Source organism: Streptomyces sp. 2-1, from assembly GCF_048564895.1.
Lineage (GTDB): Bacteria > Actinomycetota > Actinomycetes > Streptomycetales > Streptomycetaceae > Streptomyces > Streptomyces phaeochromogenes.
In genome coordinates, this window is sequence record NZ_CP183383.1 from 2,893,490 (window position 1) to 2,919,154 (window position 25,665).

Consider the following 25,665-nt stretch of genomic DNA (forward strand, 5'->3'; position numbering starts at 1 on the left):
CCACGAGACGCACCGCGGCCGCGTCGTAGGGATCTACGACGCGGCCACTGGGCGGGACGGTCAGTGCGCTCCGGTACCGGTGAGGGAGCGGACCTCCAGTTCGGCGTACTTGCCGGTGTCCGGCTCCTCCTTGGACAGGATCGTGCCGAGCCAGCCGAGCAGGAAGCCGGCCGGGATCGAGATGATGCCCGGGTTCTCCAGGGGGAACCAGTGGAAGTCGACGTCCGGGAACATCGAGGTGGCCTTGCCGGAGACGACCGGCGAGAACAGCACCAGGCCGACCGCCGTGGTGAGGCCTCCGTAGATCGACCACAGCGCGCCCTGGGTGGTGAACCGCTTCCAGAAGAGGCTGTAGAGGATCGTCGGCAGGTTGGCGGAGGCCGCGACCGCGAAGGCGAGGGCGACCAGACCGGCGACGTTGAGGTCGCGGGCCAGGGCGCCGAGGCCGATGGAGACGACACCGATGCCGATGGTGGCGTACCGGGCGGCGTTGATCTCCTCCTTCTCGGTGGCCTTGCCCTTCCTGATGACGTTCGCGTAGATGTCGTGCGCGAACGACGAGGACGAGGCCAGGGTCAGACCGGCGACCACCGCGAGGATCGTGGCGAAGGCCACCGCGGAGATCGTGGCGAGCAGGATCGCGCCCCAGGCCGAGTCGACGCCGCCCAGATGCAGGGCGAGCAGCGGCGCGGCCGTGTTGCCCGCGGGGTTGGACTCGACGATCTCTTCCTTCGAGATGAGGGCCGCCGCGCCGAAGCCGAGCGCGATGGTCATCAGGTAGAAGCCGCCGATGATGCCGATCGCCCAGTTCACGGACTTACGCGCGGCCTTGGCGTTGGGCACCGTGTAGAAGCGGATCAGGATGTGCGGCAGGCCCGCGGTGCCCAGCACCAGGGCGATGCCCAGCGAGATGAAGTCGATGCTGGACGTGGTGGTGAGGCCGTACTTCAGGCCCGGCTCCAGGAAGGCCGCGCCGCCGCCGCTGTTCTCGGCGGCCTTGCCGAGCAGGTCGGAGATGTTGAAGTCGAACTTGAGCAGTACCAGGAAGGTGATGAGCAGGGTGCCGCTGATGAGCAGCACGGCCTTGACCATCTGGACCCAGGTGGTGCCCTTCATGCCGCCGATGGTCACGTACACGATCATCAGGACGCCGACCAGGGCGACGATGCCGACCTTCCCGGCGTCGCTGGTGATGCCGAGCAGCAGCGAGACCAGAACGCCCGCGCCCGCCATCTGCGCCAGCAGGTAGAAGATCGAGACGACGATCGTGGAGGTGCCGGCCGCCGTACGCACCGGGCGCTGGCGCATGCGGTACGCGAGGACGTCGCCCATCGTGTACCGGCCGGAGTTGCGCAGTGGCTCGGCGACCAGGAGCAGGGCCACCAGCCAGGCGACCAGGAAGCCGATGGAGTACAGGAAGCCGTCGTACCCGAAGAGGGCGATGGCGCCGGCGATGCCGAGGAACGAGGCGGCGGACATGTAGTCGCCGGAGACCGCGAGGCCGTTCTGGAAGGCGCTGAACTGACGGCCGCCCGCGTAGAAGTCGGCGGCGTCCTTGGTCTGCCGGCCCGCCCAGACGGTGATGACGAGGGTGGCGACGACGAAGACCGCGAACAGGGAGATGATCAGCGGCCGGTGCTCGCTGGCCTCCCCCGCCGCGAGCTGCGCCTGCGCGAGCTGGACCTGAGTGATCGCGGGGCTCATGCGCCGCCCTCCATCCGGGACTTGATCGCTTCGGCCTTGGGGTCGAGCTGGCGGGAGGAGTGCCGCTCGTACCACCAGGCGATGAGGAACGTGGTGAGGAACTGGGCGAGGCCCAGGACGAAGGCGACGTTGATGTTGCCGAAGAGCTTGGTGCCCATGAAGTCGTCCGCGTAGATCGACAGCAGGACGTACAGCAGGTACCAGCTGATGAAGCCGATGGTCAGCGGGAAGGCGAAGGAGCGGTGGGCGCGGCGCAGTTCACCGAACTCGGCGCTCTCCTGTACCTCTACGAACTCCTCGGTGGTGGGGAGATGAGGTTCGGCCTTCGAGGGGGGCGGTGCGTCGGTGGCCACGGAGTCTCCTCGCGTTGCGGGTGCGGTTGCGACGTTGGACGGGGGTCTTTGGGGATCGGGGGACGGGCTGGGTACGGACATGGCTGATTTCTGACCTCACGGTGATGTGGATCACGTGGGCCGGGTGGCGATGCTAGGTGCCCCGGGCGTGATCCGACAGGGGGCTCGATCGTGCTCGTGCTCCCTGCTCAACGTCACGGAGCCGCGTGAGGAGCGGTTCAACTCCGGTCACTTATTTCGGAAGTGGTGGCCGACGTTTCGGAAGACATCCCCGTAAGTCATTGCTGGCCAGGGACGGCGAGAGATAGCTTCGGGCCTGCACCACCCCGTCATGTACCTGCCCGGGCACCACCTGTGTTCGGGCCGGTTCCGTTTCCGGATGATGTGGAGATCCCATGGCTCATCTGCGTTCCAGACGCCGTCTCGCCCTCGCCGTGCCCGTTGTTCTGTCGCTCACCGCCTCGCTCGGTTTCATTCCGGGCGTCGCCACGGCGGCCGCCCCGCAGTCGGCTCCCGCCGTCACGGCGGCGGACGGCCCGAACCTCGCCTACGTGGTCAACACGAAGACCGACCGCCGCACCATCGAGTCGGTGAAGAAGGCGATAGCCAAGGCCGGCGGCACGGTCGTCACCACCTACGCCAAGATCGGCGTCATAGTCGTCCACTCCGCCAATCCGGAGTTCGGCCCGCAGATACGCACCGCGCGCGGGGTGCAGTCCGCCGGTGCCACGCGCACGACGCCGCTGACCGCGGCGGGGACGACGGACGAGGGCGCCGCCGACTATCTGTCGGCCGCCGAGGCCGCCAAGGTGAAGGCCGCGGCCACCCCGGAGAGCGAGCCCCTCGAGGCCGACCAGTGGGACCTGCGCGCGATAGGCGCCGACAAGGCAGCCAAGATCAACCCGGGCAGCAAGAAGGTCACCGTCGCGGTGATCGACACGGGTGTCGACGACACCCACCCGGACCTGGCCCCGAACTTCTCCGCCAAGCAGTCCGCCAACTGCGTGGGCGGCGTGGCCGACACGAGTGAGGGCGCCTGGCGCCCGTACACCGCCGAGGACTACCACGGCACGCATGTCGCCGGTGAGATCGCCGCCGCCCGCAACGGCATCGGTGTGGCCGGTGTCGCGCCCGGCGTGAAGGTCTCCGGCATCAAGGTCAGCGACCCGGACAACGGACTCTTCTACCCGGAGAGCGTCGTCTGTGCCTTCGTGTTCGCCGCCGACCACGGCGTGGAGATCACGAACAACAGCTACTACGTGGACCCGTGGCTCTACAACTGCATGAACGACCCGGACCAGAAGGCGATCGTCGACGCGGTCAACCGGGCCCAGCAGTACGCCACGAAGAAGGGCACCCTGCACCTCGCGTCGGCCGGCAACTCCAACCACGACCTGGACTCGGACGCGATCGTCGACGACACGAGCCCCGACGACTCGACCCCGGTCAGCCGCACGATCGACCCGCACGAGTGCTTCGACGTACCGACCCAGCTCCCGGGCATCGTCACGGTGAGCGCGACGGGCGTGCAGAACCTCAAGTCGTACTACTCGACGTACGGCAAGGGCGTCATCGACATCGCCGCGCCCGGTGGTGACCGGCTGTACCAGATCCCGGACACCCCGTCGAAGAACGGCCGCATCCTCTCCACGATGCCGAACAACCAGTACGGGTTCCTCCAGGGCACGTCGATGGCCTCGCCGCACGCCGCGGGCGTCGCCGCGCTGCTGAAGTCCGAGCACCCGTGGGCGAGCCCCGCCCAGCTGCAGGCGCTGCTGAAGGCGCAGGCGGACAACCCGGGCTGCCCGGACTCGTACGACCAGGACGGCAACGGCACGCAGGACGCCAACTGTGAGGGCGGCAAGCGTGTCAACGGCTTCTACGGCTTCGGCATCGTGAACGCGCTGAAGGCGGTCAAGTAGCCCGCGTTTCCCGGGACTTCCCGCACGGCCCGCACGTATTCGCGAAACGAACTGGAGACAGCATGACAGCGCCTCAGACGCGCTCCCGCCGCGTCATAGCCATCCCGCTGGGAATGGCCCTGGCGACGGCTCTCGCCTTCCTGCCGAACGTCAACGCCTCGGCTGCCCCGGCGCCCGACACGGCCGGTGTCGCCGACGCGGCGGCGAAGATCTCAGCGGAGGCCACCCCGCTGAGCTACGTCGTCAACGTCCGCGCCGGGCACGGTCCTTCCTCCCAGGTGAAGAAGGCCATCGCCCGGGCCGGCGGCACGATCGTGACGTCGTACGACAAGATCGGCGTCATCGTCGTCCACTCGTCGAACGCCGACTTCGCCAAGACGATCCGCAAGGTGCGCGGGGTGGAATCGGCGGGCTCGACGCGCACGGCGCCGCTGCCCGCGCAGTCCACGACCGACGTCGGCACCCCCAAGGTGCTCACCTCGGAGCAGGTCGCGGACGTCGAGGCGGCGGCCGGGCAGGACCCGTTGGAGCCGCTGCAGTGGGATCTGCCCGCCATCAAGGCGGACAAGGCGCACGAGAAGACGCTCGGCAGCAAGAAGGTCACCGTCGCCGTGATCGACACCGGCGTCGACGACACGCACCCCGACATCGCGCCGAACTTCGACCGCGACGCGTCGGTCAACTGCGTGTCGGGCAAGCCGGACACGACCGACGGGGCCTGGCGGCCGAGCGCCGCCGAGAGCCCGCACGGCACGCATGTCGCGGGCGAGATCGCGGCCGCCAAGAACGGCGTCGGGGTCACGGGTGTCGCGCCGGGCGTGAAGGTCTCCGGCATCAAGGTCTCCACGACGGCCGGGTTCTTCTACACGGAGGCCGTCGTCTGCGGCTTCATGTGGGCGGCGACGCACGGCGTGGACGTCACGAACAACAGCTATTACACCGACCCGTGGTACTTCAACTGCAAGAACGACCCGGACCAGAAGGCGCTCGTCGAGGCCATCAGCCGGGCGACGAAGTACGCGGAGAAGAAGGGCACGGTCAACGTCGCGGCGGCGGGCAACGAGAACTACGACCTCTCCGCCGACGAGATCACCGACCCGGTCTCGCCGAACGACTCGACTCCTTCGGAGCGCGTCATCGACCCGTCGGAATGCCTCGACATCCCGACCCAGTTGCCGGGTGTCGTCACGGTCGCGGCGACCGGTGCCAAGGGCATCAAGTCGTCCTTCTCCAACCACGGCCTGGGCGTCATCGACATCGCCGCCCCCGGCGGCGACTCGACGCGCTTCCAGACCCCGGCCCCGCCGGCCACCAGCGGCCTGATCCTCGGCCCGCTGCCCGGCGGCACCTGGGGCTACATGGCCGGTACGTCGATGGCGTCCCCGCACGTCGCGGGCGTCGCCGCGCTCATCAAGTCGACGCACCCGCACGCCTCGGCGGCCAAGGTGAAGGCCCTGCTGTACGCGGAGGCCGACGCCACGCCGTGCACCAAGCCGTACGACATCGACGGCGACGGCAAGGTCGACGCGGTCTGCGAGGGGCCGAAGAACTACAACGGCTTCTACGGCTGGGGCACCGCCGACGCGCTGGACGCGGTGACGAAGTAGCACCTTCCTGAGGGAAGTAACGCCTCTCTGACCGGAGTTGAGCTTCCCTCAGGAGTCGAGCCGGGTGGCCCACGGGCCGCCCGGCTCTCGCGCGCCCGGGGGGGGGGAGGGGGGACCGCATCCCATGTTGATCGCGTACACCCTGCATAGTGCCTGTATGACGCATTCCGATGCACCGACCACGGAGTTCGCGTGGACCGCGCTCGGCGGGGATCCCGGGCTGCTCCCACGATTGTCGGCCGTCGTACGGTCCGGCGCGCTCGAAGCACGGCTGCCCGTACGGGAGTTGGCGCGGGCCTGTGTGGGGGCGTGCGCGCTGGCCGCCGCCGAACTGGGCGCGCGGCGGGCGGGGCTCGCCGAGGTGCCCGAGGTGCGGGTCGACGACGGGGCCGTCGCCACGGCGTTCGTGAGCGAGCGGCATCTCCTCGTCGACGGGCGGGCGCCGGTCACCTTCGCGCCCCTGTCGCGGTTCTGGCGGACGGCGGACGGGTGGGTGCGCACGCACGCGAACTACCCGCATCACCGGGCGCGGCTGCTGGGCGCCCTGGGTCTGCCCGACGACGCCTCGGTGGAGACCGTGGCCGGGTGCCTGGCGGAGCGGTCGGCCGTGGAGATTGAGGACGCGGTGTACGCGGCCGGGGGCCTCGCCGTCGCGCTGCGCACCCCGGAGGAATGGGCGCGGCACGAGCAGGGGGTGGCGGTCGCCGGGCAGCCGCTCGTCGAGCGCGGAACGCTGGGCTCCGCCGCCCCGAGGAGGCTCCCGCCGCTCGCCGGTGATCCGCTGTCGCCGGCCGCCGGCCTGCGCGTACTCGACCTCACCCGGGTCATCGCCGGGCCCGTCGCGACCCGGACCCTGGCACTGCTCGGCGCGGACGTCCTGCGCGTCGACCCGCCGGGGCTGCCCGAACTCGGGGACCAGCACGCGGACACCGGCTTCGGAAAGCGGTCCGCCACCCTGGACCTGACGGCCGGCCGCCACGACCGGCAGGTCTTCGAGGAGCTGCTCGCCTCGGCGGACGTGGTCGTGACGGGTTACCGCCCGGGCGCCCTGGACCGGTTCGGGCTCTCCGCGGAGGCGCTGGCCGAGCGGCGGCCCGGGATCGTGGTGGGGCAGTTGTCGGCGTGGGGTGCGTACGGACCGTGGGGCGGGCGGCGGGGCTTCGACAGCCTGGTGCAGGTGGCCACGGGCATCGCGGCCATCGAGGGGTCCGAGGAGAAGCCCGGCGCGCTGCCCGCACAGGCCCTCGACCACGGCACGGGGTATCTGCTGGCGGCCGGGGTGCTCCGCGCGGTCACGGAGGGGCTGGACGAGGGCGGGACACGGTTCGTACGGCCGACGTTGGCGCGGACGGCGGCCTGGCTGATGGCCGGGGCCGGGGCCGGGCGGGGTGGCGCAACGGAGGAGGCCTCGTACGGCGATCCGGCGCCCTGGCTCTCGGAGGCGGACAGTGCTCTGGGACGGCTGCGGTACGCCCTGCCGCCGGTCTCCTTCGCGGGCGGGCCGAAAGACTGGTCGCGGCCTCCCGGGCCCTGGGGTGCGGATTCACCGCGCTGGGTCTGAGTCGGAGGGCGGCCGGGCGGGGTGTCGCAACGCAGGAGGCCTCATACGGCGGCGATCCGGCGCCCTGGCTCGCGGAGGCGGACAGTGCTCTGGGACGGCTGCGGTACGCCCTGCCGCCGGTGTCCTTCGCGGGCGGGCCGGGCGACTGGTCGCGGCCTCCCGGGCCATGGGGTGCGGATTCGCCGCGCTGGGGCTGAGTCGGAGGGCGGCCGGGCGCGTATGGGTGGGCGGAATGTCGTGTGCGTGAGCGGAATACCGTTCCGCCAGTTGTTTGCCAGGACTTGCCCGGACCTGGACGACTGGTGAAGATCTTGAGGTGAGTTCGATAAGACCGACTGCCGACGCGGGTGGCGATGCGGGCGCGCCCCGGGTGAGCGCGGCCGTCGTGCGGCGTTCCGTCGCCGTCCTCGTCCTGGTGGCCCTGGCCGCGCTGATCCCCTTCCTCGGGCCGCCCACCGCACTGCGCGGCACGGGAGAGGCCACCCCTCCGGGCGTGGGCGGGATAGCGCTGCTTCGGACGGTCCTGTTCGCCGCGGTGTGCGTCTCGGCGGGTGAGCTGTTCGTCGCGTGGCTGGCCCGCAGGGTGCCGGGCGCGCCGATGGACGACGCGCCCCGCAGCTGGGCCCCGGCCGCGGCAGCCGCCGGTTTCGTCGCCGCGCTCGGTCTCGCCTCGGTGGTGGCCACCGGCAACCTGGTGCCGCGCAGCCTCTCCGACATGGACATCGGCGGCCTCTACCAGACCCGGGACGGCGCGCTCGCGCTGCTGGAGGTCAACGCGTTCGTCGTGATGGGCCTGTGCGCCCTGTCGCGCCGCCCGGGCAACCAGGTGTGGCCGCTGGCCGCGGTGGCCGTCGCGGAGGCGCTGCGCGCCCACCCCACCACGGAGCAGAGCCCGCTGATCGGCTCGGGCCTGACACTCGTTCATGTGACGTGCGCGGCCCTGTGGGCGGGCGGGCTGCTGTACGTCCTGCGCACGCTCCACCGGTGGCGGAACACCGCCCCCGGGGAGGGCGTCGCGTTGTTGGGCCTCTACGCGCGCGTGGCGGCCGTTCTGCTCGCCGCGATCACCGCGACGGGGGTGTGGAGCACCTTGCGCCGGATGCCGCCCGGCACGGTGCTTGAACAGCTGACGACGACGGCGTACGGGCGCACCCTGCTCGCGAAGGTGCTCCTCGTGGCCGCCGTCGCCGTCCTCGCCCTGTGGGCCCGCCACCGGCTGCACCGGGCGGCCGACCCGCTGACCGCCTACTCCCCCGCGCGTGCGGAGGTCGTGGTCCTGGGCGTGGTGGTCGCGGTCTCGGCGGTGCTCACGGCCGTGCCGGTGCCGATCCGCTGGTGACCTCCGCGGCCGGCCGGCCGGCCGGGTGGGTCGGTCGGTCGGTCGGTCGGCGGTCAGTTGGCGACCATGACCTTGAGCGCGGTGCGCTCGTCCATCGCCTTGTAGCCGTCCGGTACGCCTTCCAGACCGACGGTCAGGTCGAAGACGGGCGACGGGTCGATGGTCCCGTCGAGGACGTCGGGCAGCAGCTCCGGGATGTACGTGCGGACGGGCGCGACACCGCCGCGCAGGGCGATGTTCCGGTCGAACATGACACTCAGGTCGAGACCGGTGCCGCTGCCGTGCGGAACGCCGACGAAGCCGATCGCACCGCCGTCACGGGTGATGCTCACGGCCGTGCGCATGGACTGCTCGGTCCCGACGGCCTCGACGACGGCGTGCGCGCCCTGGCCTCGGGTGAGTTCGCGTACCGCCTCGACGGCCGCGTCCCCGCGCTCGGCGACGACGTCGGTGGCTCCGAAACGCCGTGCGATGTCCGTACGGGCCTCGTGGCGCCCCAGCGCGATGATCCGGTCGGCGCCGAGCCGCTTGGCCGCGAGAACGCCGCACAGGCCGACGGCGCCGTCACCTACGACGGCGACCGTGGCCCCGGCGCGGGCGCCCGCGCCCAGTGCCGCGTGGTGACCGGTCCCCATGACGTCGGAGAGCGTCAGGAGGGCGGCCAGCAGACGGTCGTCGGAGGCGGCCTCCGCGGGCAGCGCGACGAGCGTGGCGTCGGCGAACGGGACGCGCACGGCCTCGCCCTGCCCGCCGTCGGACCCGACCGAGCCCCAGAACCCGCCGTGCTCGCAGGACGTGGTGAGCCCTTCGCGGCAGTAGTCGCACACCCCGTCGGACCACATGAAGGGCGCGACCACGAGGTCACCTCGCCCGACCCCGGTCACCTCCGCACCGGTCTCCTGGACGATCCCGAGGAACTCGTGCCCGATCCGCTGGCCCGGCTGCCGGGCCGACTCACCCCGGTAGGCCCACAGGTCGCTGCCGCAGATGCAGGAGCGCAGCACACGGACCACGGCGTCACCCGGATTCCGCACCACCGGGTCGGGAACGTCCTCCACCCGCATGTCGAACGGGGCGTGGATGGTGGTGGCGCGCATGGCTTGATCCTGCTTCCTGCTCAGGTGGTGAGGGTGCGCCTCTCACGGTACGTCGACGGGGGCACGGGCTGCGCGCCGACTGCTCCCAGCACCCCTCTGGCCAGCAGATACTGCGCCGCGATGTACGTGATCATGATGCAGAGGTCGGGCCGCGGGAGCTGCGGCCAGTCGGCGACGCCGGTCGCGATGAGGGTGTCCGAAAGCATGAACAGGGCACCGCCGACGCCCGCGAGGAGCCCGAGCCTTGTGGCCCCGTACGCCATCGCGGTCAGCAGCAGGCTGTAGCCCGCGACGGGGACGCGCAGGTCGGCGGGGAGACCGGGCCACAGGAGGGCGACGGTGGTGACGAGGGCGAGGGCGTACGCGGCTGCCGTCAGCCAGGTGCCACGCGCGTGTGGAGGCCGTTTCCCGGCGAGTGCGGTGGTCCGCCGGAAGAGCAGCAGGTAGCAGACATGGCCCGCCGCGAAGGACGCCATCCCGGCGAGGAAGGCCGGCTCGGCGTCGAAGAGGAGCAGGACGTCTCCGCCCCAGCCGAAGAGCAGCGCGGCGACGAGGAGCCGGGGTCCGCCGCACACGCGCGCGTAGAGGGCGAGCAGGGGCATCAGGAGGGGCTTGGCCGCCGTATGGCCGGTCCCGTAGCCGGCGGCCAGGGAGACGAGATCCACGACCGTCACCAGGCCGAGGGCGACGAGCAGCACGCGCGCGTGGCGCGCGTTCACTTGGCGGGCTCCGGCTCCGTGACGGACTTCCCGTGGGACGTGGCGGGCTCCTCGTGGGGCATGAGGGGCTTCTCCTGGGACGCAGGCGGCTTCTCCGGAGAGGCGGCCCGCTCCGAGGCGGCCGCGGGCGACGACACCGGCTGCCACCCCGGCCCCCGGAACATCCGCCCGGCCCGCTCCCGCCAACTCCCCGCGGCCCGCAGATCCCTGGCGATGGCGGCGTACTCGTGGGTGGCGACCCGGATCGGGTTGTACGTGTCGATGTTCTTGGTCAGCCCGTACACCGGCCGCTCGGTCTCCCGGACGAACGACCCGAAGAGCCGGTCCCAGACGATCAGGATCCCGCCGAAGTTACGGTCCAGATAGCCGCCCTGGGAGGCGTGGTGGACGCGGTGGTGCGAGGGCGTGTTGAGGACGAACTCGAAGGCCCGGGGCAGCTTGTCGATGCGCTCGGTGTGGATCCAGAACTGGTACACGAGGTTCACCGACGAGCAGAACGCGAGCGCGGCCGGATGGACGCCGAGCGCGATGAGCGGCACGTAGAACGGCCACACGGTCCACGTCGTCCAGGGCTGGCGCAGCGCGGTGGTGAGGTTGAACTTCCGGCTGGAGTGGTGCACGACGTGACAGGCCCAGAGGATCCGGATCACGTGGTGCCCGCGGTGCGACCAGTAGTAGAAGAAGTCCTGCGCCAGCAACATCAGTGGCACGGTCCACCACAGGACGGGCACCCGCAGTGGTGTCAGCTCATATATCGCCGTGTAGACGGCGACGATCGGGATCTTCCACAGAAGGTCGAAGGCCAGACTGCCCAGACCCATGCCGACACTCGTGGCGGCGTCCTTCGTCTCGTACCCCGCGGCATCGTCGTCCGGATGGATCCGGACGCTCACCACCTCGATCACGGTGAGCAGCACAAACGCGGGTATCGACCACAGCACGACATCGGGCAGGTTCGGCATGCAAGCACCGTAGAACCGCTGGTGGACCGCGGCTAGACGTTGTTACCCACAAGTATTACCGGCGGTATGCGCTTGCTTCTTGGCGATCTCCGCCAAGGGGCCGTGCGGCCCGGCCCACTGAGCGGGCGCCTCGGCCCCAGGTCGGGCCCGTCACACGCCGGCCGCGCCCAGCAACGCCCCCGCCCCGTAGGTGACCGCCATGGCCAGCGCCCCGCCCGCCATGTTCCGCAGCACCGCCCGGCCCGGGGCCGCGGCGCCCAGGCGGGCGCTGGTCCAGCCGGTCAGGACGAGGGCGGCGAGGACCGAGACCACGGTGACGGCCAGGCGCCAGCCGGCGGGAGGCAGCACCATCGCCAGCAGCGGGAGCAGCGCCCCGGCGGTGAACGCCAGGAAGCTCGCCCAGGCCGCGTGCCACGGGTTCGCGAGCTGGTCCGGGTCGATGCCGAGCTCCACGCGCGCGTGGGCCCTCAGCGCGTCCCGTTCCGTGAGCTGCTGCGCCGCCTCCATGGCCACGTCCCGCGAGAGTCCCCGGTCCTCCAGCAGCTCGGTGAGTTCCTCCAGTTCCGCCTCCGGCTGGTCCCGCAGTTCCCGCCTCTCCTCGGCGATGGCGGCCTTCTCCGAGTCCCGCTGGGTGGAGACGGACACGTACTCCCCCGCGGCCATCGACATGGAGCCGGCGAGCAGACCGGCCAGCCCGGCTGTCAGGAGGGCCGAGCGGGCATCTGTCGCGCCGGCCACGCCGACGACGAGGCCCGCGGTGGACACGATGCCGTCGTTGGCACCGAGCACGGCCGCTCGCAGCCAGTTCAGCCGCTCACCCAGCGCCCCGCCGTGGGCCTCGTCATGCGTCTGTTCCGTCACACGCGGGAGCATCCCACCCGGGACGTCACCAGACCCGTACCGACCCTCCCCGCGCGAACACCGGACTCGTCGCGTCCGCCGGCGGCTCCCCGAGCGGTTCGGCGATCTCCTGCGCCGTCGGGCCCGCCTTCGCCGCGATGGGGTCGAGGAGGTCGAGGTCGAAGCCGTACACGCGGGCCGCGTTGCCGCCGACCATCGCCGCGATCTCTTCGCGCGAGAGGCCCGCGTACGCGATCCGCAGGCCCTCGCGGGAGTACGGGTACGTGCCCTCGTCGTGCGGGTAGTCGCTGCCCCACATGATCTTGTCGAGGCCGATGCGGTCGCGGAGCGGCACCTCGTGCGGACGCATGAAGCTGGCGCCGACGAAGCAGTTGTCCCGCCACACCTCCGAGGGGCCCTTGCCCATCGAAGCGGCAAGCCCGGCACCGAACTTGGACTCGGCCGTGGACGCCTTCGTCGCCGCCGCGACCAGCCGCCCGTGGTAGTAGTCCAGCATGTCGAGCACCCCGGGTATCCAGCCCGAACCCTGCTCGGTCAGCACCAGTTTCAGGCCGGGGTGGCGGCGGAAGGCGCCCCCGAAGATCAGGTGCCAGAGCGCGCGGTGCGAGAACCACGTCGTCTCCACCATGAAGACGGCCCGGGCGGCCGGCTCGTCGCCGAGGGGCGGGGAGGCCGAGCCCGCGTGGTGGTTCACGGGCACGCCCAGTTCCTCGCAGACCGTCCAGATCGGGTCGTACGCCGACGAGTACAGCTCGGGCAGCCCGCTGCCCGGTGGCGTGCCGGGCAGCAGCAGGCCGCCCCGCAGCCCCGCACCGACCGCCCACCTGATCTCCTTCACCGCCTCCTCGACGTCGTTCAGAAGGATCTGGAAGACACCCGCGCGTCGGCCCGGGGCGGCCGAACAGAAGTCCGCCAGCCAGCGGTTGTGGGCCCGCAGCCCCGCCCAGCGCCGCTCGAACTCCTCGGCCGTCGGCGCGGGCGCCATCAGCGAGCCCGAGGGGAAGAACGGCGGGATGGTGTTCGGGAAGACCACCTCGGCGACGATCCCGTCCTGCTCCAGCTCCGCGAGCCGCCGCTCCGAGTTCCAGTTCTTGTCGGCCGTGTCGGCCATCAGGTCCTCGTACGGATTGACGTACGAGGCCGCCCAGGCGTCGAACTCCTCGTGGTACCGACCGGCCAAGTACGGCTTGTAGTCGAGGAGATCGGCGCCCGCGTGGCAGTCGGCCGAGATGACGGTGTACCGGTCGTCGCTCACGATGTTCTCGCCCACGCGGTTCTCGCTCGCGGCGCGCTCGTTGACGTGGTCCTCGCTCATGGAGTCACCCCCAGGACCGGGAAGTCGTGGTCCGTCAGCCAGTGCCGGCCCACCTCGCGGGAGCGGGCCCAGGACGCCTCGACGGCCGACTGGTCCTCGGACTGGCCGAGTTCGGCCGGGGTCGGGCCGATGCGCCGCGCGAGCGGGGCCAGTTTCCCGGTGTCGAAGCCGAAGACCTCCGCCGCCGCCAGGCCCAGCATGCGGCGCGTCTCGGCCACCGGGATGTCGTGGAACGTGCGCGACAGCCACGCACGCGTGTCGGGCCACGTCCCCTCGGGGTGCGGGAAGTCGCTGCCCCAGAGGATGTTGTCGACGCCGATCTCGTACCGCTGGGCGAGTTCGCGCCGCTTGGTGTTGGTCGCGCAGATGAAGACCTGACGGTCCAGGTACTCGTGCGGCGGGCGCGTCAGCTCCGCGAAGGGGGACAGCTTCTTGCCGCCGTGCGCGCCCAGGTACAGGCGGTCCATGAACCACAGGAGGTTCGGCAGCCACCAGCAACCCGACTCCGCCACACCGAACTTGAGCCCGGGGTGGCGCTCGAAGACACCGGACCAGAGCAGGAACCACAGCGGCCTGGCCGGCCACCAGGTCACCTCGCTCACATAGATCCCGAGGTGGTCGCCGTACTCGTGGCGGGGCGCCGCTCCGGAGTGGGTCAGCACCGGCATCCCGCACTCGGCCGCCGCGGCCCACACGGGGTCGTAACGGTGGTCGTGGTACGGCTCCTTGTCGACCCACATGGAGGGGATCATGAGGGCGCCGAGGCCCGACTCCTTGGCGCGGTACACCTCGGCGACGACCCGCTCGGTGGGGGCCGTGACGGGCAACAGGGCGACTCCGCAGTGCCGTTCGGGGTTCTCGCCCACGAATTCGGCCAGCCAGCGGTTGTGGGCCTGCGCGCCCGCCATGCCCAACTCCGGGTCCTGGTCGCCGGATAGGCCGAGGCCCACCCCGAAGGGCGCGGCCGTCTGGCTGTCCACGGCATCGGCGTCCGGGAACACGACCTCAGCCGCCACTCCGTCGCCGTCCAGCTCCTTGAGCCGCTGCGCGGAGTCCCAACCGCCGCGCAGGCCCTCCTCGTTGTCCTGGAACCACTTGTTCGCGAACGCCTCGTTGCGGATGCCGAGCCGTGTCATCTCCTCGCGGCGGCGGTCGCGGCCCGCGAGGAACTCGTCGAAGTCCCGGTGGAATCGGGTGTCCAGATAGGGCCGGTACTCCTCGGTGGGCAGTCCGGCGTGGCAGTCGGAGGAGATGATCAGGTAGGGCTCTGTCGTAGAGGCCATGTTGCGGCTCCTCGGTCCGGTCCTCAGTCCAGAATGAAGTTCTCCAGGTACGCCGGATCGGCGCGGTCGAGCATCGACCGCGAGCGCGCCCGGATCTGCGCGTCGCTGTGCTCGCTGTCGGGCAGCAGCCAGAAGCGGTCCGCCCGGATGCCGTCCGCCACGAAGTCGGCGACCTCCTCGACCGGCGTGAACCGCACGTCCTTCCCCGCCTCCTTCATCGCGGCCTCCCACTGGTCGAGGCTGCGGTACGGGGTCCTGCGGGGCTTCTGTTTCGCGTACCGGTCGGGCCGGTTGCGGTGCGACTCCCACAGGCCCGTACGGAGCATGTGGGGCCCCGGGAAGAGCACGGAGGCCCCCACGCGCGCGTGCTCGGCCCTCAGGTGCGCGTACAGGGACTCGGTCATCGTCACGACGGCCGCCTTGGTGACGGCGTACACGGAGGCGGTGGGCAGCGGTGCGATGCCGCCGTCGCCGGACGAGGTGTTGACGATGTGGCCGGGTTCGCCGCCGGCCAGCATCCGCGGTACGAAGGCCTGGACGCCGTGGAAGACGCCCCAGACGTTGACCGCGAACGCCCACTTCCAGTCGTTCGGGTCGTGCTCCCACATGCGGCCCTCGGCGCCCGAGCCGACTCCGGCGTTGTTGCACAGGACGTGCACGGCGCCGAACCTCTCGTACGTCTCCTCGGCGAGCGCGACGACCTCCTCGCGCTCGCCGACGTCGACCACGCGCGCGTGCACCACGGCCCCGTCCTCGCGCAGCCCCGCGGCGGCCTTCTCCAGGGCGCCCTCCTCGACGTCGGCGAGGACGACCTTCAGCCCGTCGGCCGCGAACCGCCGTGCCATCGCCAGCCCGATGCCGCTCGCGGCTCCGGTGACGACGGCGACCTGTCCCGCCCTCAGTTCCATTCAGGCACTCCCCTCGGGCGGCCCGTCGAGGATCTGCTGCGGGTCGTCGTAGCGCTGGTGGATGTACGGCAACAGGGCCTGCCCGCTGACCCGTTCGACGACCCTGCCCTTCTGGTCCGTCGTCTTCTCGCCGAGGGTGATCCCGACGAGCTCGCGCACCGGAAGGTCGGCGACCGGGTCGTACATGGACTCCCGGAGGACGACGTCACCGGTGATCCGCTCCAGCCTGCGCACCTTCTCGTTGCGCACGCAGTGCACGAGTACGGGGTCGGCGTCGAAGCCCGAACCGTCCACCGCCGGAAGGAACTTGAAGTAGAAGTCGGTCTTCTGCGTCGGCTCCGGCAGGGGCAGTGCCCCGCTGACCGCGCCGCGCACCTCCACGAACTCGATGCCGTGCCGGGCGAGGGCGGCACGTATGACGAGACCGTCGCGCTCGACCGTCACCTCGCCGAGCTTCTTGGGCTCCCCGAAGACCTCGCGGCCGCCGATGAGGGCCCGCTCGTGGGTCATCGGCATGACGAGCGGATACCAGCCCTCGACCCCGTCGTGCGCCGCGGCGACTGCGAACGAGCCTGCGCCCAGGGGGTATCCGGGCAGGTCGACCTTGCTGATGTTCACCCGGACCAGGGGCCGCCCGGTGGGTTTGAGCGGGGGCGGCAGGACCGCCGCGACCGCGTCCGGGTCGCTCTCCCAGACGGCCACCACACCGGTGGACCAGATGTCGGGGAGCCGGGAGCTCGCGGTGCGCGCGGCGCCGATCTCCGCCTCGGTCCGCGCGCCGTACCGTACGCGTGCCATGTCGTACCGCCCTTCTCCGACCGTCTTTCTCTGATGGGCCGTCACCTGTAACACAGTTACAGCAGACCTCGCGAAGGGTAAATACTCGTGCGCGACAGGAACTTGGGGGCGTCATGGCAAGACCGGCACTGACCCGCGAGGAGGTCCTGGCCGCCGCGGCGGACCTGGTGAAGCAGCACGGTCCGGAGACGCTGACGATGCGGAAGCTCGCCGCCGAGCTGGGGACGGCGGTGACCTCGATCTACTGGCACGTCGGCAACCGCGAGTCGCTGCTCGACGCGCTGGTCGAGCGCACCGTCGCCGAGCTGGGCGAGATCCGGCCCGTCGGACGCACCCCGGCCGGGCGCATCCTGTCCGTGGCGCGCGCCCTGCGCCGGCGGCTGCGCGACCATCCGCACCTCGTCGCGATGGTGCACGAACGCGGCCTGACGGAACGGATGTTCCTGCCCGCGCAGCAGGCCCTGGTGCACGAGGTGCACGCGGCGGGACTGCGCGGCGCCCGTGCCGCCGATGTCGTACGGGCCGTGCAGTTCCACGTCGTCGGGCATGTGCTGGTCGAGCGCAATCGTGAGCGCGCTCCGGCGCAGCACCCGGGCGAGGAGGAGCTGTGGGGGGCGCGTACGGCGGAGGAGGACCCGGCGCTCGCCCGCACCCTCGCGCGGACCATCGACACGGAGAAGCTGTTCGCCCTCTCCGTGAAGGCGCTGGTGGCCGGGCTGTTGGCGGGGTCTCGTGACGGGGCGTCGGAGTCCGGATCCGGCCCGGGCGCGGACTCCGGGGACAGGACTGTCAGTCGCGCCCCTTATCCTCAGTGACCATGCTCGAAGACCATCAGACCGCACCGTCCACCACCTCGTGGCCGGCCGCGTATCCGCAGGGATACGCGGTCGTCGACGTGGAGACCACAGGACTGGCCCGCGACGACCGCATAGTGTCGGCCGCGGTCTACCGGCTGGACGCGCGCGGCGAGGTCGAGGACCACTGGTACACGATGGTCAACCCGGAGCGGGACCCGGGGCCGGTGTGGATCCACGGTCTGACGAGTGACGTGCTCGAAGGCGCGCCTCTGTTCCCGGAGATCGCCGAGGAGTTCGCGTCCCGGCTCGACGGCCGCGTCCTCGTCGCGCACAACGCGGTGTTCGACTGGTCGATGATCGCGCGGGAGTACGCGCGCGCGGAGCGCGAGGCGCCGGTCCGTCAGCGGCTGTGCACCATCGCGCTGTCCAAGGAGCTGGGCCTGCCGCTGGCCAACCACAAGCTGGAGTCGCTCGCGGCGCACTTCGGCGTCGTACAGCAGCGTGCGCACCACGCGCTGGACGACGCGCGCGTGCTGGCCGAGGCGTTCCGGCCGAGCCTTCAGGCCGCCGCGCGCGGGGGCGTACGGCTGCCGCTGCTCGAATGCCGGCCGCTGACGGAGTGGACTGACCGGGCGGCGCCGCGGATCGGCCGGCAGTCCGGGGGCTACTCTTCCGGCGGCTACTCGTCGGGGAGCTATCCGTCCGGCAGTTGGCGTCCCTCGCGCAAGCGGCCCGCCTGCCCGTATCCCAACCCGGGGCGGTACGAACCGGGCAAGCAGCTCAAGCAGGGCATGCGCATCGCGTTCTCCGGGGACACCTCGGTCGAGCGCGACCTCCTGGAGGACCGCGCCGTCGAGGCCGGACTGCATGTGGCGACGAGCCTGTCCCGGCTCACCAGCCTCCTCGTGACGAACGACCCGGACTCCGGTACGTCCAAGGTGGTCAAGGCCCGCCAGTTCGGCACCCCGGTCGTCGACGAGGCGGCGTTCGGCCAGCTGCTGCGGGACGTGGAGCCGGCGTCGAAGACGTGACGGAGCGTCTGCCGTGCGGGGCGCACGCCGGGGGCGCGGGCATCCGGTCGTACGGGTGATTGGGGAGCGACTCGCCCGGCAACCGCTCGCCCGTGCCGCTCCGGCGGCCCACCCTGTGGCGCATGGCACGTTGTGAGGTCTGCGGAAACGACTACGGCATGACGTTCGAGGTGCACGCGCAGGGCGCGGTGCACGTCTTCGACTGCTTCGCCTGCGCCATCCACCGCATGGCGCCCATCTGCGAGCACTGCCGGGTCCAGATCATCGGCCAGGGCGTCGAGGTCGAGGGCCAGTGGTACTGCGGGGGTCACTGCGCCCGCGCGGAGGGGAAGGTGGGGATCATCGACAAGGTCTGAACCCTCCTGTCCCAACCACACGCCTCCAAGCCCACCCCTCCCGCTCGACACCCCATGACCGAGTTGTACGGTCGTGGGGTGTACCGCTTCCTGTTGTCCCGGCAGTGGGTGATCCTCACCCTCATCATGCTCGCGCTCATCCCGACGATGATCGAGCTGGGCTTCTGGCAGCTGCACCGGCACGAGCACAAGGTCGCGCTGAACAAGGTGATCTCCGACTCGCTGTCCGCGAAGCCGGTCCCCGCCGAGTCGCTCACCGCGCCGGGCCGGGCGATCAAGCGCGACGACCTGTACCGCCGGGTGACCGCGAAGGGCACCTTCGACACCGCGGACGAGGTCGTCGTCCGGCGCCGCACCAACTCGGACGAAGAGGTCGGCTACCACGTACTGACGCCGTTCGTCCTGGACGACGGCAAGGTCCTCGTGGTCAACCGCGGCTGGATCCCGGCGGACGGCGCGCAGACCCAGTTCCCGAAGATCCCCGCGCCCGCGAAGGGCGAGACGACCGTCACGGGCCGGCTGATGGCCGACGAGACGACCGCCGACAGCGGCATCAAGGACGTCCGCGGCCTCCCCGACCGCATGGTCATGCTGATCAACAGCGAGCAGCAGGCGAAGGCCCTCGGCAAGCAGGTCCTCGGCGGCTACGTCGAGCTCACCGCGCCGGAGCCGAAGGACGACACCCCCGAACTGATCCCGGAGCCCGACCACAGCGGCATCGGCCCCCACATGGCGTACGCGATCCAGTGGTGGCTCTTCGCCGCGGGCGTCCCCGTCGGCTGGGTCGTCCTGGTCCGCCGAGAGCGCCGCGACCTGGCGGAGGCGGCCACCGCGGAATCCGAGCCGGAGACGGAACCGGCGACGGTCTGACAACTGCGGCCCGCGCCCTTAAGGGGCGCGGGGCTGTGACATTTTGCGGCTCCGCCGCGTGGGCGCGACCAGCCACGACCAACCCGCGCTTCTCGAACGACCTGGATTGATCGCTACAAACGCCGGGAACCCGGCACACGTGCACCCAACCATCGAGGACTACGCCCTCATCGGCGACCACCAGACCGCCGCCCTGGTCGGACGGGACGGGTCGATCGACTGGCTCTGTCTCCCCCGGTTCGACTCGGCGGCCTGTTTCGCGAAACTGCTCGGGGACGAGGAGAACGGCCACTGGCGGATCGCACCGAAGGGAGCGGACGTCTGCACCCGCCGCGCCTACCGGACCGACTCCCTCGTGCTCGACACCGAGTGGGAGACGGAGGACGGCACGGTACGCGTCACCGACCTGATGCCACAGCGCGACCGCGCCCCCGACGTCGTACGGCTCGTCGAAGGCCTCAAGGGCCGGGTCACCGTGCGCAGCACGCTGCGACTGCGCTTCGACTACGGCTCGATCGTGCCGTGGATGCGCAAGTCGGACGGACACCGGGTGGCCGTCGCGGGCCCGGACTCGGTGTGGCTGCGCAGCGAGCCCGAGGTGCGCACCTGGGGCAAGGACTTCGGTACGCACTCGGAGTTCGAGATCGCCGAGGGCGAGCAGGTCGCCTTCGTACTGACCTGGCACCCCTCGCACGAGCCGCGCCCCGCGCGCGTCGACCCGTACGAGGCGCTGGCCGAGAGCGTCTCCGACTGGCAGGCGTGGGCGGCCCGCTGCCGCTACGACGGACCGCACCGGGACGCCGTCGTCCGCTCGCTGATCACCCTCAAGGCCCTCACCTACGCGCCGAGCGGCGGCATCGTCGCCGCGCCCACGACCTCGCTCCCCGAGGAGATCGGCGGCGTACGCAACTGGGACTACCGCCACTGCTGGCTGCGCGACTCCACACTCACCCTCGGCGCGCTGCTCGCGTGCGGCTACCAGGAGGAGGCGGCGGCCTGGCGCGACTGGCTGCTGCGCGCGGTGGCGGGCGACCCCGCGGAGCTGCAGATCATGTACAGCCTGGCGGGCGAGCGGCGGATCCCCGAGTTCGAGCTGGCGTGGCTGCCCGGTTTCCGCGGTTCGGCGCCGGTCCGGATCGGCAACGACGCCGTACGGCAGTCGCAGCTCGACGTGTACGGCGAGGTGATCGACTCGCTCTCGCTGGCGCAGCAGGCGGGTCTGCCCGCAAAGCCGCACGTGTGGCGGCTGCGCCAGGCGCTGATGGACTTCCTGTGGTCGGCGTGGCGCGAGCCGGACGAGGGGCTGTGGGAGGTCCGGGGTCCGCGCCGCCACTTCGTGCACTCGAAGGTGATGGCCTGGGTGGCCGCCGACCGCACGGTCCGCACGCTGGAGGAGAACCCGGGCCTGAGCGGCGACGTGGACCGCTGGCGCGCGATGCGCGACGAGGTGCACCGCGAGGTGTGCGAGCGCGGCTACGACCCGGAGCGCAACACCTTCACGCAGTCGTACGGCTCCCGCGAACTGGACGCCGCGCTGTTGCTGATCCCCCGCCTCGGCTTCCTGCCGCCGGACGATCCGCGAGTGGTCGGAACGGTCGACGCGGTCCGGGCGGAGCTCACGCGCGACGGCCTGGTGCGCCGGTACGACTCGGACCCGACGGCCATCGACGGGCTCCCGGGCAACGAGGGCTCCTTCATCGTCTGCTCGTTCTGGCTCGCGGACGCCCTGCACCTGACGGGCCGTACGAAGGAGGCCCTCGACCTGTTCGAGCGGCTCGTCGCGCTTTGCAACGACGTGGGACTGCTGGCCGAGGAGTACGACCCCGTCGCCGGCCACCAGCTCGGCAACTTCCCGCAGGCGTTCAGCCACATCGGCCTGGTGGGCACCGCCCTCGCCCTGTTCGACGGGGAAGGGGACCGGGGAGGGGCTGGAGGGTCCGATGAGGAGGGGGCAGGATAGGGCCATGGATCTTGGACTGAAGGACCGCGTCTACGTCGTCACCGGAGCCACGCGCGGCCTGGGCCACGCCTCCGCGCGTGAGCTCGTCGGCGACGGCGCGAAGGTGATCATCACGGGGCGCGACGAGAAGACGGTGGCCGAGGCCGCGACGGCCCTCGGCCCGAACGCGCACGGCGTCGCCGTGGACAACTCCGACCCGAGTGCCCCGCAGAGCCTGATCGCGGCGGCGCGCGAGCGCTTCGGCGGTTTCGACGGCATCCTGATCAGCGTCGGGGGCCCGCCGCCCGGGTTCGTCGCCGACAACACCGACGAGCAGTGGCAGTCGGCGTTCGAGTCCGTCTTCCTGGGCGCGGTCCGGCTGGCCCGTGCGGCCGCCGCGGAGCTCGGCGAGGGCGGGGTCATCGGGTTCGTGCTCTCCGGTTCGGTGCACGAGCCGATCCCGGGGCTGACCATCTCCAACGGTCTGCGGCCCGGTCTCGCGGGGTTCGCCAAGTCGCTCTCCGACGAGCTGGGGCCGCGGGGGATCCGGGTGGTCGGGGTGCTGCCGGCCCGGATCGACACGGATCGCGTGCGCGAGCTGGACGGGTACGCGGCTGATCCGGAGGCGGCGCGGGCCGCCAATGAGGCGCGGATTCCGCTCCGTCGGTATGGGACGCCTGAGGAGTTCGGCCGGACGGCCGCGTTCCTGCTGTCTCCGGCCGCGTCTTATCTGACGGGGATCATGGTGCCTGTGGATGGTGGGGCTCGGCACGGGTTCTGAGCGGTGGGGTTGGTGTGTGGGTGCGGGTTGGTCGGGGCTGGTCGCGCAGTTCCCCGCGCCCCTAAAAGACAATGGGCGCGCCCTCACGGCGGAGCCGCACAACGTCACAGCCCCGCGCCCCCAAAAAATCAGGGGCGCGCCCTAGTTGACCCTCTCCGCGCCGTGCTTGACCCCCCGTAGGCGGACCTCTGCCGGGAGGGAGGCCAGGCCTGCCGAGTCTCTTGCGTGGGCCAGGGCCTCCGTGGTCAGGCGGTGGAGGGCGTCGCCGGGGTCGGCGTGGGGTTCCAGGAGGAGTTGGACACGGGCCTCGGGGACGGTGCGGCGCCCGGTGAGTGACACCTGGGCCCGCTCGACCCCGTCCAATGCGCCCGCCTCACCGGCCAGTACGCCCTCCAGGGCCCGGCCCCGGAGCAGCGCGCCCTCGCCGTCCCCGGTGTCGACGAGCACCTCGGCGAGCCGGCGCCGCCGCAGTACGGCAGTGAGCCACCACAGGGCGAGCAGCACGGTCACGGCGAGTACGGCGATGACCGTGGGCCACCACCAGCCGTCGTCCCGCCACCGCGTCCGGTCCGCGTCGCTCAGCAGCACGTCGTGCCGTCCGTCGTGGATCCACCACGAGGGCGGGTCCACGCCGAGGCCGATGGCCAGCGCGGAGCCGCCGAACACCACGAGGAGCAGGCCCGCGAGGCCCAGCAGCACCCGGTTCACGATCCTCAGCATCCGGCTCATCCCTTCCGGCCCGGCCGCGCGACATGCACCGACAGCGCGGGACGCCGGGCCAGCCCGAGCCCTCTGATGCCGTCGGCGAGCGTGGCGTCCAGATCGGCGCGTACGTCGTCGAGTTCACGGAAGTGCGACACCGCGCGGACGTCGACCTTCCTGCGCCCCACCCGGACCCGCACCGACCGCACGCCGGACACCTCCATGGCCCGGTCGCGCAGCACCATCGCGGCGGCGCCCCGGTGGAGGCCGGCCCGTACGTCGGTGTGGGCGCGGCGCATCGGCAGGACGTCCCGCAGGCCCGGTGTCGCGGCGAGCACGAGCAGCCAGACACCGAGGGCCGTCGCGATCCCCGCGCCGACGAGGACCCAGGTGTCGTCGAGGGGCCGCTCGGCGAGCTCGTCGGCCAGGGACCTGCGCCAGTGCATGGCGGGCCGGTCGGCGCGGACCGCGGCGACGTCGTACAGCAGGAGTCCCGCGCCGGCCACGACCAGCAGCGCGAGGATGCCCGCGGGGACGCGGCGGGCCGACCAGAAGCGGCCCTCCCCGTCGTCGGCCTCTTCGAGGACGGGCAGGGGTTTGTAGTCCGCCGCGGAGGCCGACTGGCCGAGTTCGCTCTCGGCCGTCTTCTCGATGACGGGCAGGTGCTGGGTGCTCTCGGAGCCGTGGGACTCGCTCATTGCGTCCTCCCCTGTGCCGCGCCGCGCGTCTGCGCCGAGTGGAGCCGCTCCACCTGGACGGCGACCTCGGGCACTTCCATTCCCGCCAACGCCTCTACCCGCTGAACCACTTGGTGACGCACGGCAGTGCACTGGCCACCAATGTCGGAGGGGTAGTCGAGTTCGAGGCTGATCCGGACACGGGCGACCTCGTGGTGGACGATCACGGTGGCGTGCGGGGGCGCGGCCTCGGGCGGCGGCCCGCCGACGCTGAGGGCCTCGCGCGCCGCGTGTGCGGCGATCTTCGCGACGACCCGGTCGGCGATCCGGAGCGCGCCCCGGTCGGCCGCCGCGACGGTTCGGCCGGGGCTGCCGGGCCGGACGACCGCACGGGGCCCGGCGGGCTCACCGGCCTCCGCGGCCGCGGTGGACTCACCGGACACGCGCGTCACCGCCGCCGGTCGTCGCGGGTGCCGCGGGTGCGGAAGAAGTCACCGGGGTCCAGGTCCCCTTCGAAGAACCGGCCCACGACGAAGCCGATGGCGCCCAGCGCCGCCACCAGGAGGAAGGCACCGAACCCGCCGAAGTACCCGGCGAAGCCCAGCGCCATTCCGGCGATCATGCCGATCACGGCCAAGCTCATGGTGCACTCCTCAGCAGGTCACTGACGGACTCGGGCAGGTCGGCGGCGAGCACCGGCGGATCACCGGTACCGCGTCACTGGAGCCTGGTCTCCGGTTCCTCGTCCTCTTCCTCCGGCAGTTTGACGTCACTGACCGCGATGTTGACCTCGACGACCTCGAGGCCCGTCATACGCTCGACGGCCGCGATGACGTTCTCCCGTACGTCACGGGCGACGTCGGCGATGGACACGCCGTAGTCGACGACGATCTCCAGGTCGAGCGCGGTCTGCACCTCGCCGACCTCGGCCTTCACACCGCGTGTCGCGGATTTCGAACCGCCGCCGGGGACCCGGTCGCGTACCGCGCCGAAGGTCCGCGAGATACCGCTGCCCATCGCGTGCACGCCGAGGACGTCGCGGGCGGCGAGCCCGGCGATCTTCTCGACCACGCCATCGGCGATGGTGGTACGCCCCCGGCCTGCCGGGTCGCCTCCGCCTCGCTTGGTCACACTGCTCTTCCGGATCTGTGCGTCCGGCTGCTCGACCTCGGGGGTCTCCGGCCGGTTCCGCTGAGTCGTGTCGCTCATCGCCGTACGTCCCTTTCGGTTGCCCTCTTTCCACACTAAGTGGGGTTGCCCGGTCGCGCGCCGGGGATGCGGCAGGCTGGGGGAATGACGGCGGACCGATGGACCCAGGCGGTCAGAAATCAGCTCGGCCTCGGCAGACTGCTGCCCCTAGGGGGCCCGCACGACGGCGCATGGATCACCGAGGCGGCGGCCACCGCGGTACTGCGCCGCGCGGCCCGCAGTGTGCCGGGCGTACGCCTCACCGCCGTACGCCTCTCCCTCACCGACCCGGACAGCGCACCCGAGCCGGCCGTACCGCCGCCCCCGAGCGCGCTCCCTCCGGGCCCCCTGCGCATCACGGCGGATTTCGCGGCCACCCCGGCAGAACCGCTCCCGGCGACCGCGTCCCGCCTGCGGACGGCTCTCGCCGCGACGGCGACGGACCGACTGGGCCTGACGGTCACAGAGGTGGATCTACGGGTGACGGGCCTGCTGGAGGAGGCTCCGGGCACGGCGGAAAAGGACGAGCCCGAGGGACCCTCTGGAGACCCTGGCCTCCGGCTGGACGCCGACGAGTCCCGCGTGGCCGCCGCCGTGCGGGCCGTCCCTGGTATCACTCGTCTGGGCGCGGTCCACATCGCGGCCCGCTCCGGCACCGCGTCCCTCCCCCGCCGCCATGTCCGCGTGGAGTTCGAGACGGGGGCGTCCACACGCACACTGGACGTGGCAAGAGAAGTCCGTACGAGGGTCACCGAGGCGCTCCCTGATCACCCATCGGTGGCTGCCTTGGTAACTGCGGTGACCCCAGGCTTTTAGGGGCGCGGGGCTGTGACATTGTGCGGCTCCGCCGCGGGGCGCACTCCAGCCCTCACCCACCCGCACCCTCAGAACACCC

The 25,665-nt window shown here is 71.5% G+C and carries 26 protein-coding genes; 11 read left to right on the top strand and 15 right to left on the bottom strand.

Annotation, left to right across the window (positions count from 1 at the left end):
* Positions 1-60: 60 nt before the first annotated feature.
* The gene (locus tag ACN20J_RS12710) at positions 61-1,704 is read right to left on the bottom strand and encodes a cation acetate symporter (RefSeq protein WP_190230174.1); all 1,644 of its coding nucleotides are present in this window, start codon (positions 1,702-1,704) and stop codon (positions 61-63) included.
* Entirely contained in the window at positions 1,701-2,057 is a 357-nt protein-coding gene (locus ACN20J_RS12715) for a DUF485 domain-containing protein (protein WP_189840609.1), read from the bottom strand. Before ACN20J_RS12715 ends, ACN20J_RS12710 begins: the two co-directional genes overlap by 4 nt.
* 395 nt (positions 2,058-2,452) lie before the next feature.
* Here ACN20J_RS12715 and ACN20J_RS12720 point away from each other — a divergent pair, with 395 nt between their 5' ends.
* The 4 genes from ACN20J_RS12720 to ACN20J_RS12735 all read left to right on the top strand — a co-directional run bounded on the left by ACN20J_RS12720 (position 2,453) and on the right by ACN20J_RS12735 (position 8,486).
* Positions 2,453-3,979 (top strand): S8 family peptidase, encoded by a 1,527-nt coding sequence (locus ACN20J_RS12720; protein WP_189840608.1) that lies wholly within the window; start codon positions 2,453-2,455, stop codon positions 3,977-3,979.
* Positions 3,980-4,041: 62 nt separating this feature from the next.
* A complete protein-coding gene (locus ACN20J_RS12725; RefSeq protein WP_190230176.1) occupies positions 4,042-5,586 on the top strand; it encodes a S8 family peptidase in 1,545 nt (514 codons plus the stop codon).
* 157 nt (positions 5,587-5,743) lie between these two features.
* A complete protein-coding gene (locus tag ACN20J_RS12730; protein ID WP_419665905.1) occupies positions 5,744-7,147 on the top strand; it encodes a CoA transferase in 1,404 nt (467 codons plus the stop codon).
* Between the two features lie 316 nt (positions 7,148-7,463).
* Entirely contained in the window at positions 7,464-8,486 is a 1,023-nt protein-coding gene (locus ACN20J_RS12735; RefSeq protein WP_373310702.1) for a CopD family protein, read from the top strand.
* Between the two features lie 53 nt (positions 8,487-8,539).
* Here ACN20J_RS12735 and ACN20J_RS12740 read toward each other — a convergent pair whose 3' ends face one another.
* From ACN20J_RS12740 to ACN20J_RS12775, 8 genes are all read right to left on the bottom strand, one after another.
* Positions 8,540-9,583, bottom strand: coding sequence for a zinc-dependent alcohol dehydrogenase family protein (locus tag ACN20J_RS12740; protein ID WP_419665906.1), 1,044 nt, complete (start codon positions 9,581-9,583; stop codon positions 8,540-8,542).
* Between the two features lie 20 nt (positions 9,584-9,603).
* On the bottom strand, positions 9,604-10,302 hold the full coding sequence (locus tag ACN20J_RS12745) for a lysoplasmalogenase (protein ID WP_419665907.1): 699 nt from the start codon (positions 10,300-10,302) through the stop codon (positions 9,604-9,606).
* Positions 10,299-11,264: a sterol desaturase family protein gene (locus ACN20J_RS12750; protein ID WP_419665908.1), complete on the bottom strand. Its 966-nt coding sequence runs from the start codon at positions 11,262-11,264 to the stop codon at positions 10,299-10,301. The genes ACN20J_RS12745 and ACN20J_RS12750 overlap by 4 nt, the downstream gene beginning before the upstream one ends.
* Positions 11,265-11,414: 150 nt before the next feature.
* The gene (locus ACN20J_RS12755; RefSeq protein ID WP_189840603.1) at positions 11,415-12,125 is read right to left on the bottom strand and encodes a VIT1/CCC1 transporter family protein; all 711 of its coding nucleotides are present in this window, start codon (positions 12,123-12,125) and stop codon (positions 11,415-11,417) included.
* A gap of 25 nt (positions 12,126-12,150) precedes the next feature.
* Positions 12,151-13,440 (bottom strand): amidohydrolase family protein, encoded by a 1,290-nt coding sequence (locus tag ACN20J_RS12760; protein WP_419665909.1) that lies wholly within the window; start codon positions 13,438-13,440, stop codon positions 12,151-12,153.
* Positions 13,437-14,723, bottom strand: a complete 1,287-nt coding sequence (locus tag ACN20J_RS12765) for an amidohydrolase family protein (RefSeq protein ID WP_419665910.1) — start codon at positions 14,721-14,723, stop codon at positions 13,437-13,439. The genes ACN20J_RS12760 and ACN20J_RS12765 overlap by 4 nt, the downstream gene beginning before the upstream one ends.
* A gap of 23 nt (positions 14,724-14,746) precedes the next feature.
* On the bottom strand, positions 14,747-15,631 hold the full coding sequence (locus tag ACN20J_RS12770; protein ID WP_361899746.1) for an SDR family NAD(P)-dependent oxidoreductase: 885 nt from the start codon (positions 15,629-15,631) through the stop codon (positions 14,747-14,749).
* Entirely contained in the window at positions 15,632-16,429 is a 798-nt protein-coding gene (locus tag ACN20J_RS12775) for an acetoacetate decarboxylase family protein (protein WP_419665911.1), read from the bottom strand.
* Positions 16,430-16,542: 113 nt separating this feature from the next.
* Here ACN20J_RS12775 and ACN20J_RS12780 point away from each other — a divergent pair, with 113 nt between their 5' ends.
* From ACN20J_RS12780 to ACN20J_RS12805, 6 genes are all read left to right on the top strand, one after another.
* Positions 16,543-17,244, top strand: a complete 702-nt coding sequence (locus tag ACN20J_RS12780) for a TetR/AcrR family transcriptional regulator (protein ID WP_419665912.1) — start codon at positions 16,543-16,545, stop codon at positions 17,242-17,244.
* A gap of 2 nt (positions 17,245-17,246) precedes the next feature.
* Positions 17,247-18,257, top strand: coding sequence for a DEDDh family exonuclease (locus ACN20J_RS12785; protein ID WP_190230182.1), 1,011 nt, complete (start codon positions 17,247-17,249; stop codon positions 18,255-18,257).
* A 122-nt stretch (positions 18,258-18,379) separates the two neighbouring features.
* The gene (locus ACN20J_RS12790) at positions 18,380-18,613 is read left to right on the top strand and encodes a hypothetical protein (RefSeq protein ID WP_189840597.1); all 234 of its coding nucleotides are present in this window, start codon (positions 18,380-18,382) and stop codon (positions 18,611-18,613) included.
* Positions 18,614-18,691: 78 nt separating this feature from the next.
* A complete protein-coding gene (locus ACN20J_RS12795; protein WP_361899936.1) occupies positions 18,692-19,483 on the top strand; it encodes an SURF1 family protein in 792 nt (263 codons plus the stop codon).
* Between the two features lie 139 nt (positions 19,484-19,622).
* On the top strand, positions 19,623-21,443 hold the full coding sequence (locus ACN20J_RS12800; protein WP_419665913.1) for a glycoside hydrolase family 15 protein: 1,821 nt from the start codon (positions 19,623-19,625) through the stop codon (positions 21,441-21,443).
* Between the two features lie 4 nt (positions 21,444-21,447).
* Positions 21,448-22,203, top strand: coding sequence for an SDR family oxidoreductase (locus ACN20J_RS12805; protein ID WP_361899755.1), 756 nt, complete (start codon positions 21,448-21,450; stop codon positions 22,201-22,203).
* A gap of 141 nt (positions 22,204-22,344) precedes the next feature.
* Here the strand turns inward: ACN20J_RS12805 and amaP are convergent, their stop codons facing one another.
* From amaP to ACN20J_RS12830, 5 genes are all read right to left on the bottom strand, one after another.
* The gene (amaP, locus tag ACN20J_RS12810; protein WP_190230184.1) at positions 22,345-22,923 is read right to left on the bottom strand and encodes an alkaline shock response membrane anchor protein AmaP; all 579 of its coding nucleotides are present in this window, start codon (positions 22,921-22,923) and stop codon (positions 22,345-22,347) included.
* A 5-nt stretch (positions 22,924-22,928) separates the two neighbouring features.
* Positions 22,929-23,603, bottom strand: a complete 675-nt coding sequence (locus tag ACN20J_RS12815) for a DUF6286 domain-containing protein (protein ID WP_189840593.1) — start codon at positions 23,601-23,603, stop codon at positions 22,929-22,931.
* Positions 23,600-24,034 carry a hypothetical protein gene (locus ACN20J_RS12820; protein ID WP_419665914.1) on the bottom strand — a complete coding sequence of 145 codons (435 nt, stop codon included), beginning with the start codon at positions 24,032-24,034 and terminating at the stop codon, positions 23,600-23,602. Before ACN20J_RS12820 ends, ACN20J_RS12815 begins: the two co-directional genes overlap by 4 nt.
* Positions 24,031-24,225, bottom strand: coding sequence for a hypothetical protein (locus tag ACN20J_RS12825; protein ID WP_189840591.1), 195 nt, complete (start codon positions 24,223-24,225; stop codon positions 24,031-24,033). The genes ACN20J_RS12820 and ACN20J_RS12825 overlap by 4 nt, the downstream gene beginning before the upstream one ends.
* Before the next feature lie 74 nt (positions 24,226-24,299).
* The gene (locus tag ACN20J_RS12830; protein WP_189840590.1) at positions 24,300-24,791 is read right to left on the bottom strand and encodes an Asp23/Gls24 family envelope stress response protein; all 492 of its coding nucleotides are present in this window, start codon (positions 24,789-24,791) and stop codon (positions 24,300-24,302) included.
* A gap of 84 nt (positions 24,792-24,875) precedes the next feature.
* Between ACN20J_RS12830 and ACN20J_RS12835 the strand changes: the two genes are divergently transcribed.
* Positions 24,876-25,586: a nucleopolyhedrovirus P10 family protein gene (locus ACN20J_RS12835; RefSeq protein WP_419665915.1), complete on the top strand. Its 711-nt coding sequence runs from the start codon at positions 24,876-24,878 to the stop codon at positions 25,584-25,586.
* The last annotated feature ends 79 nt before the right edge of the window (positions 25,587-25,665 follow it).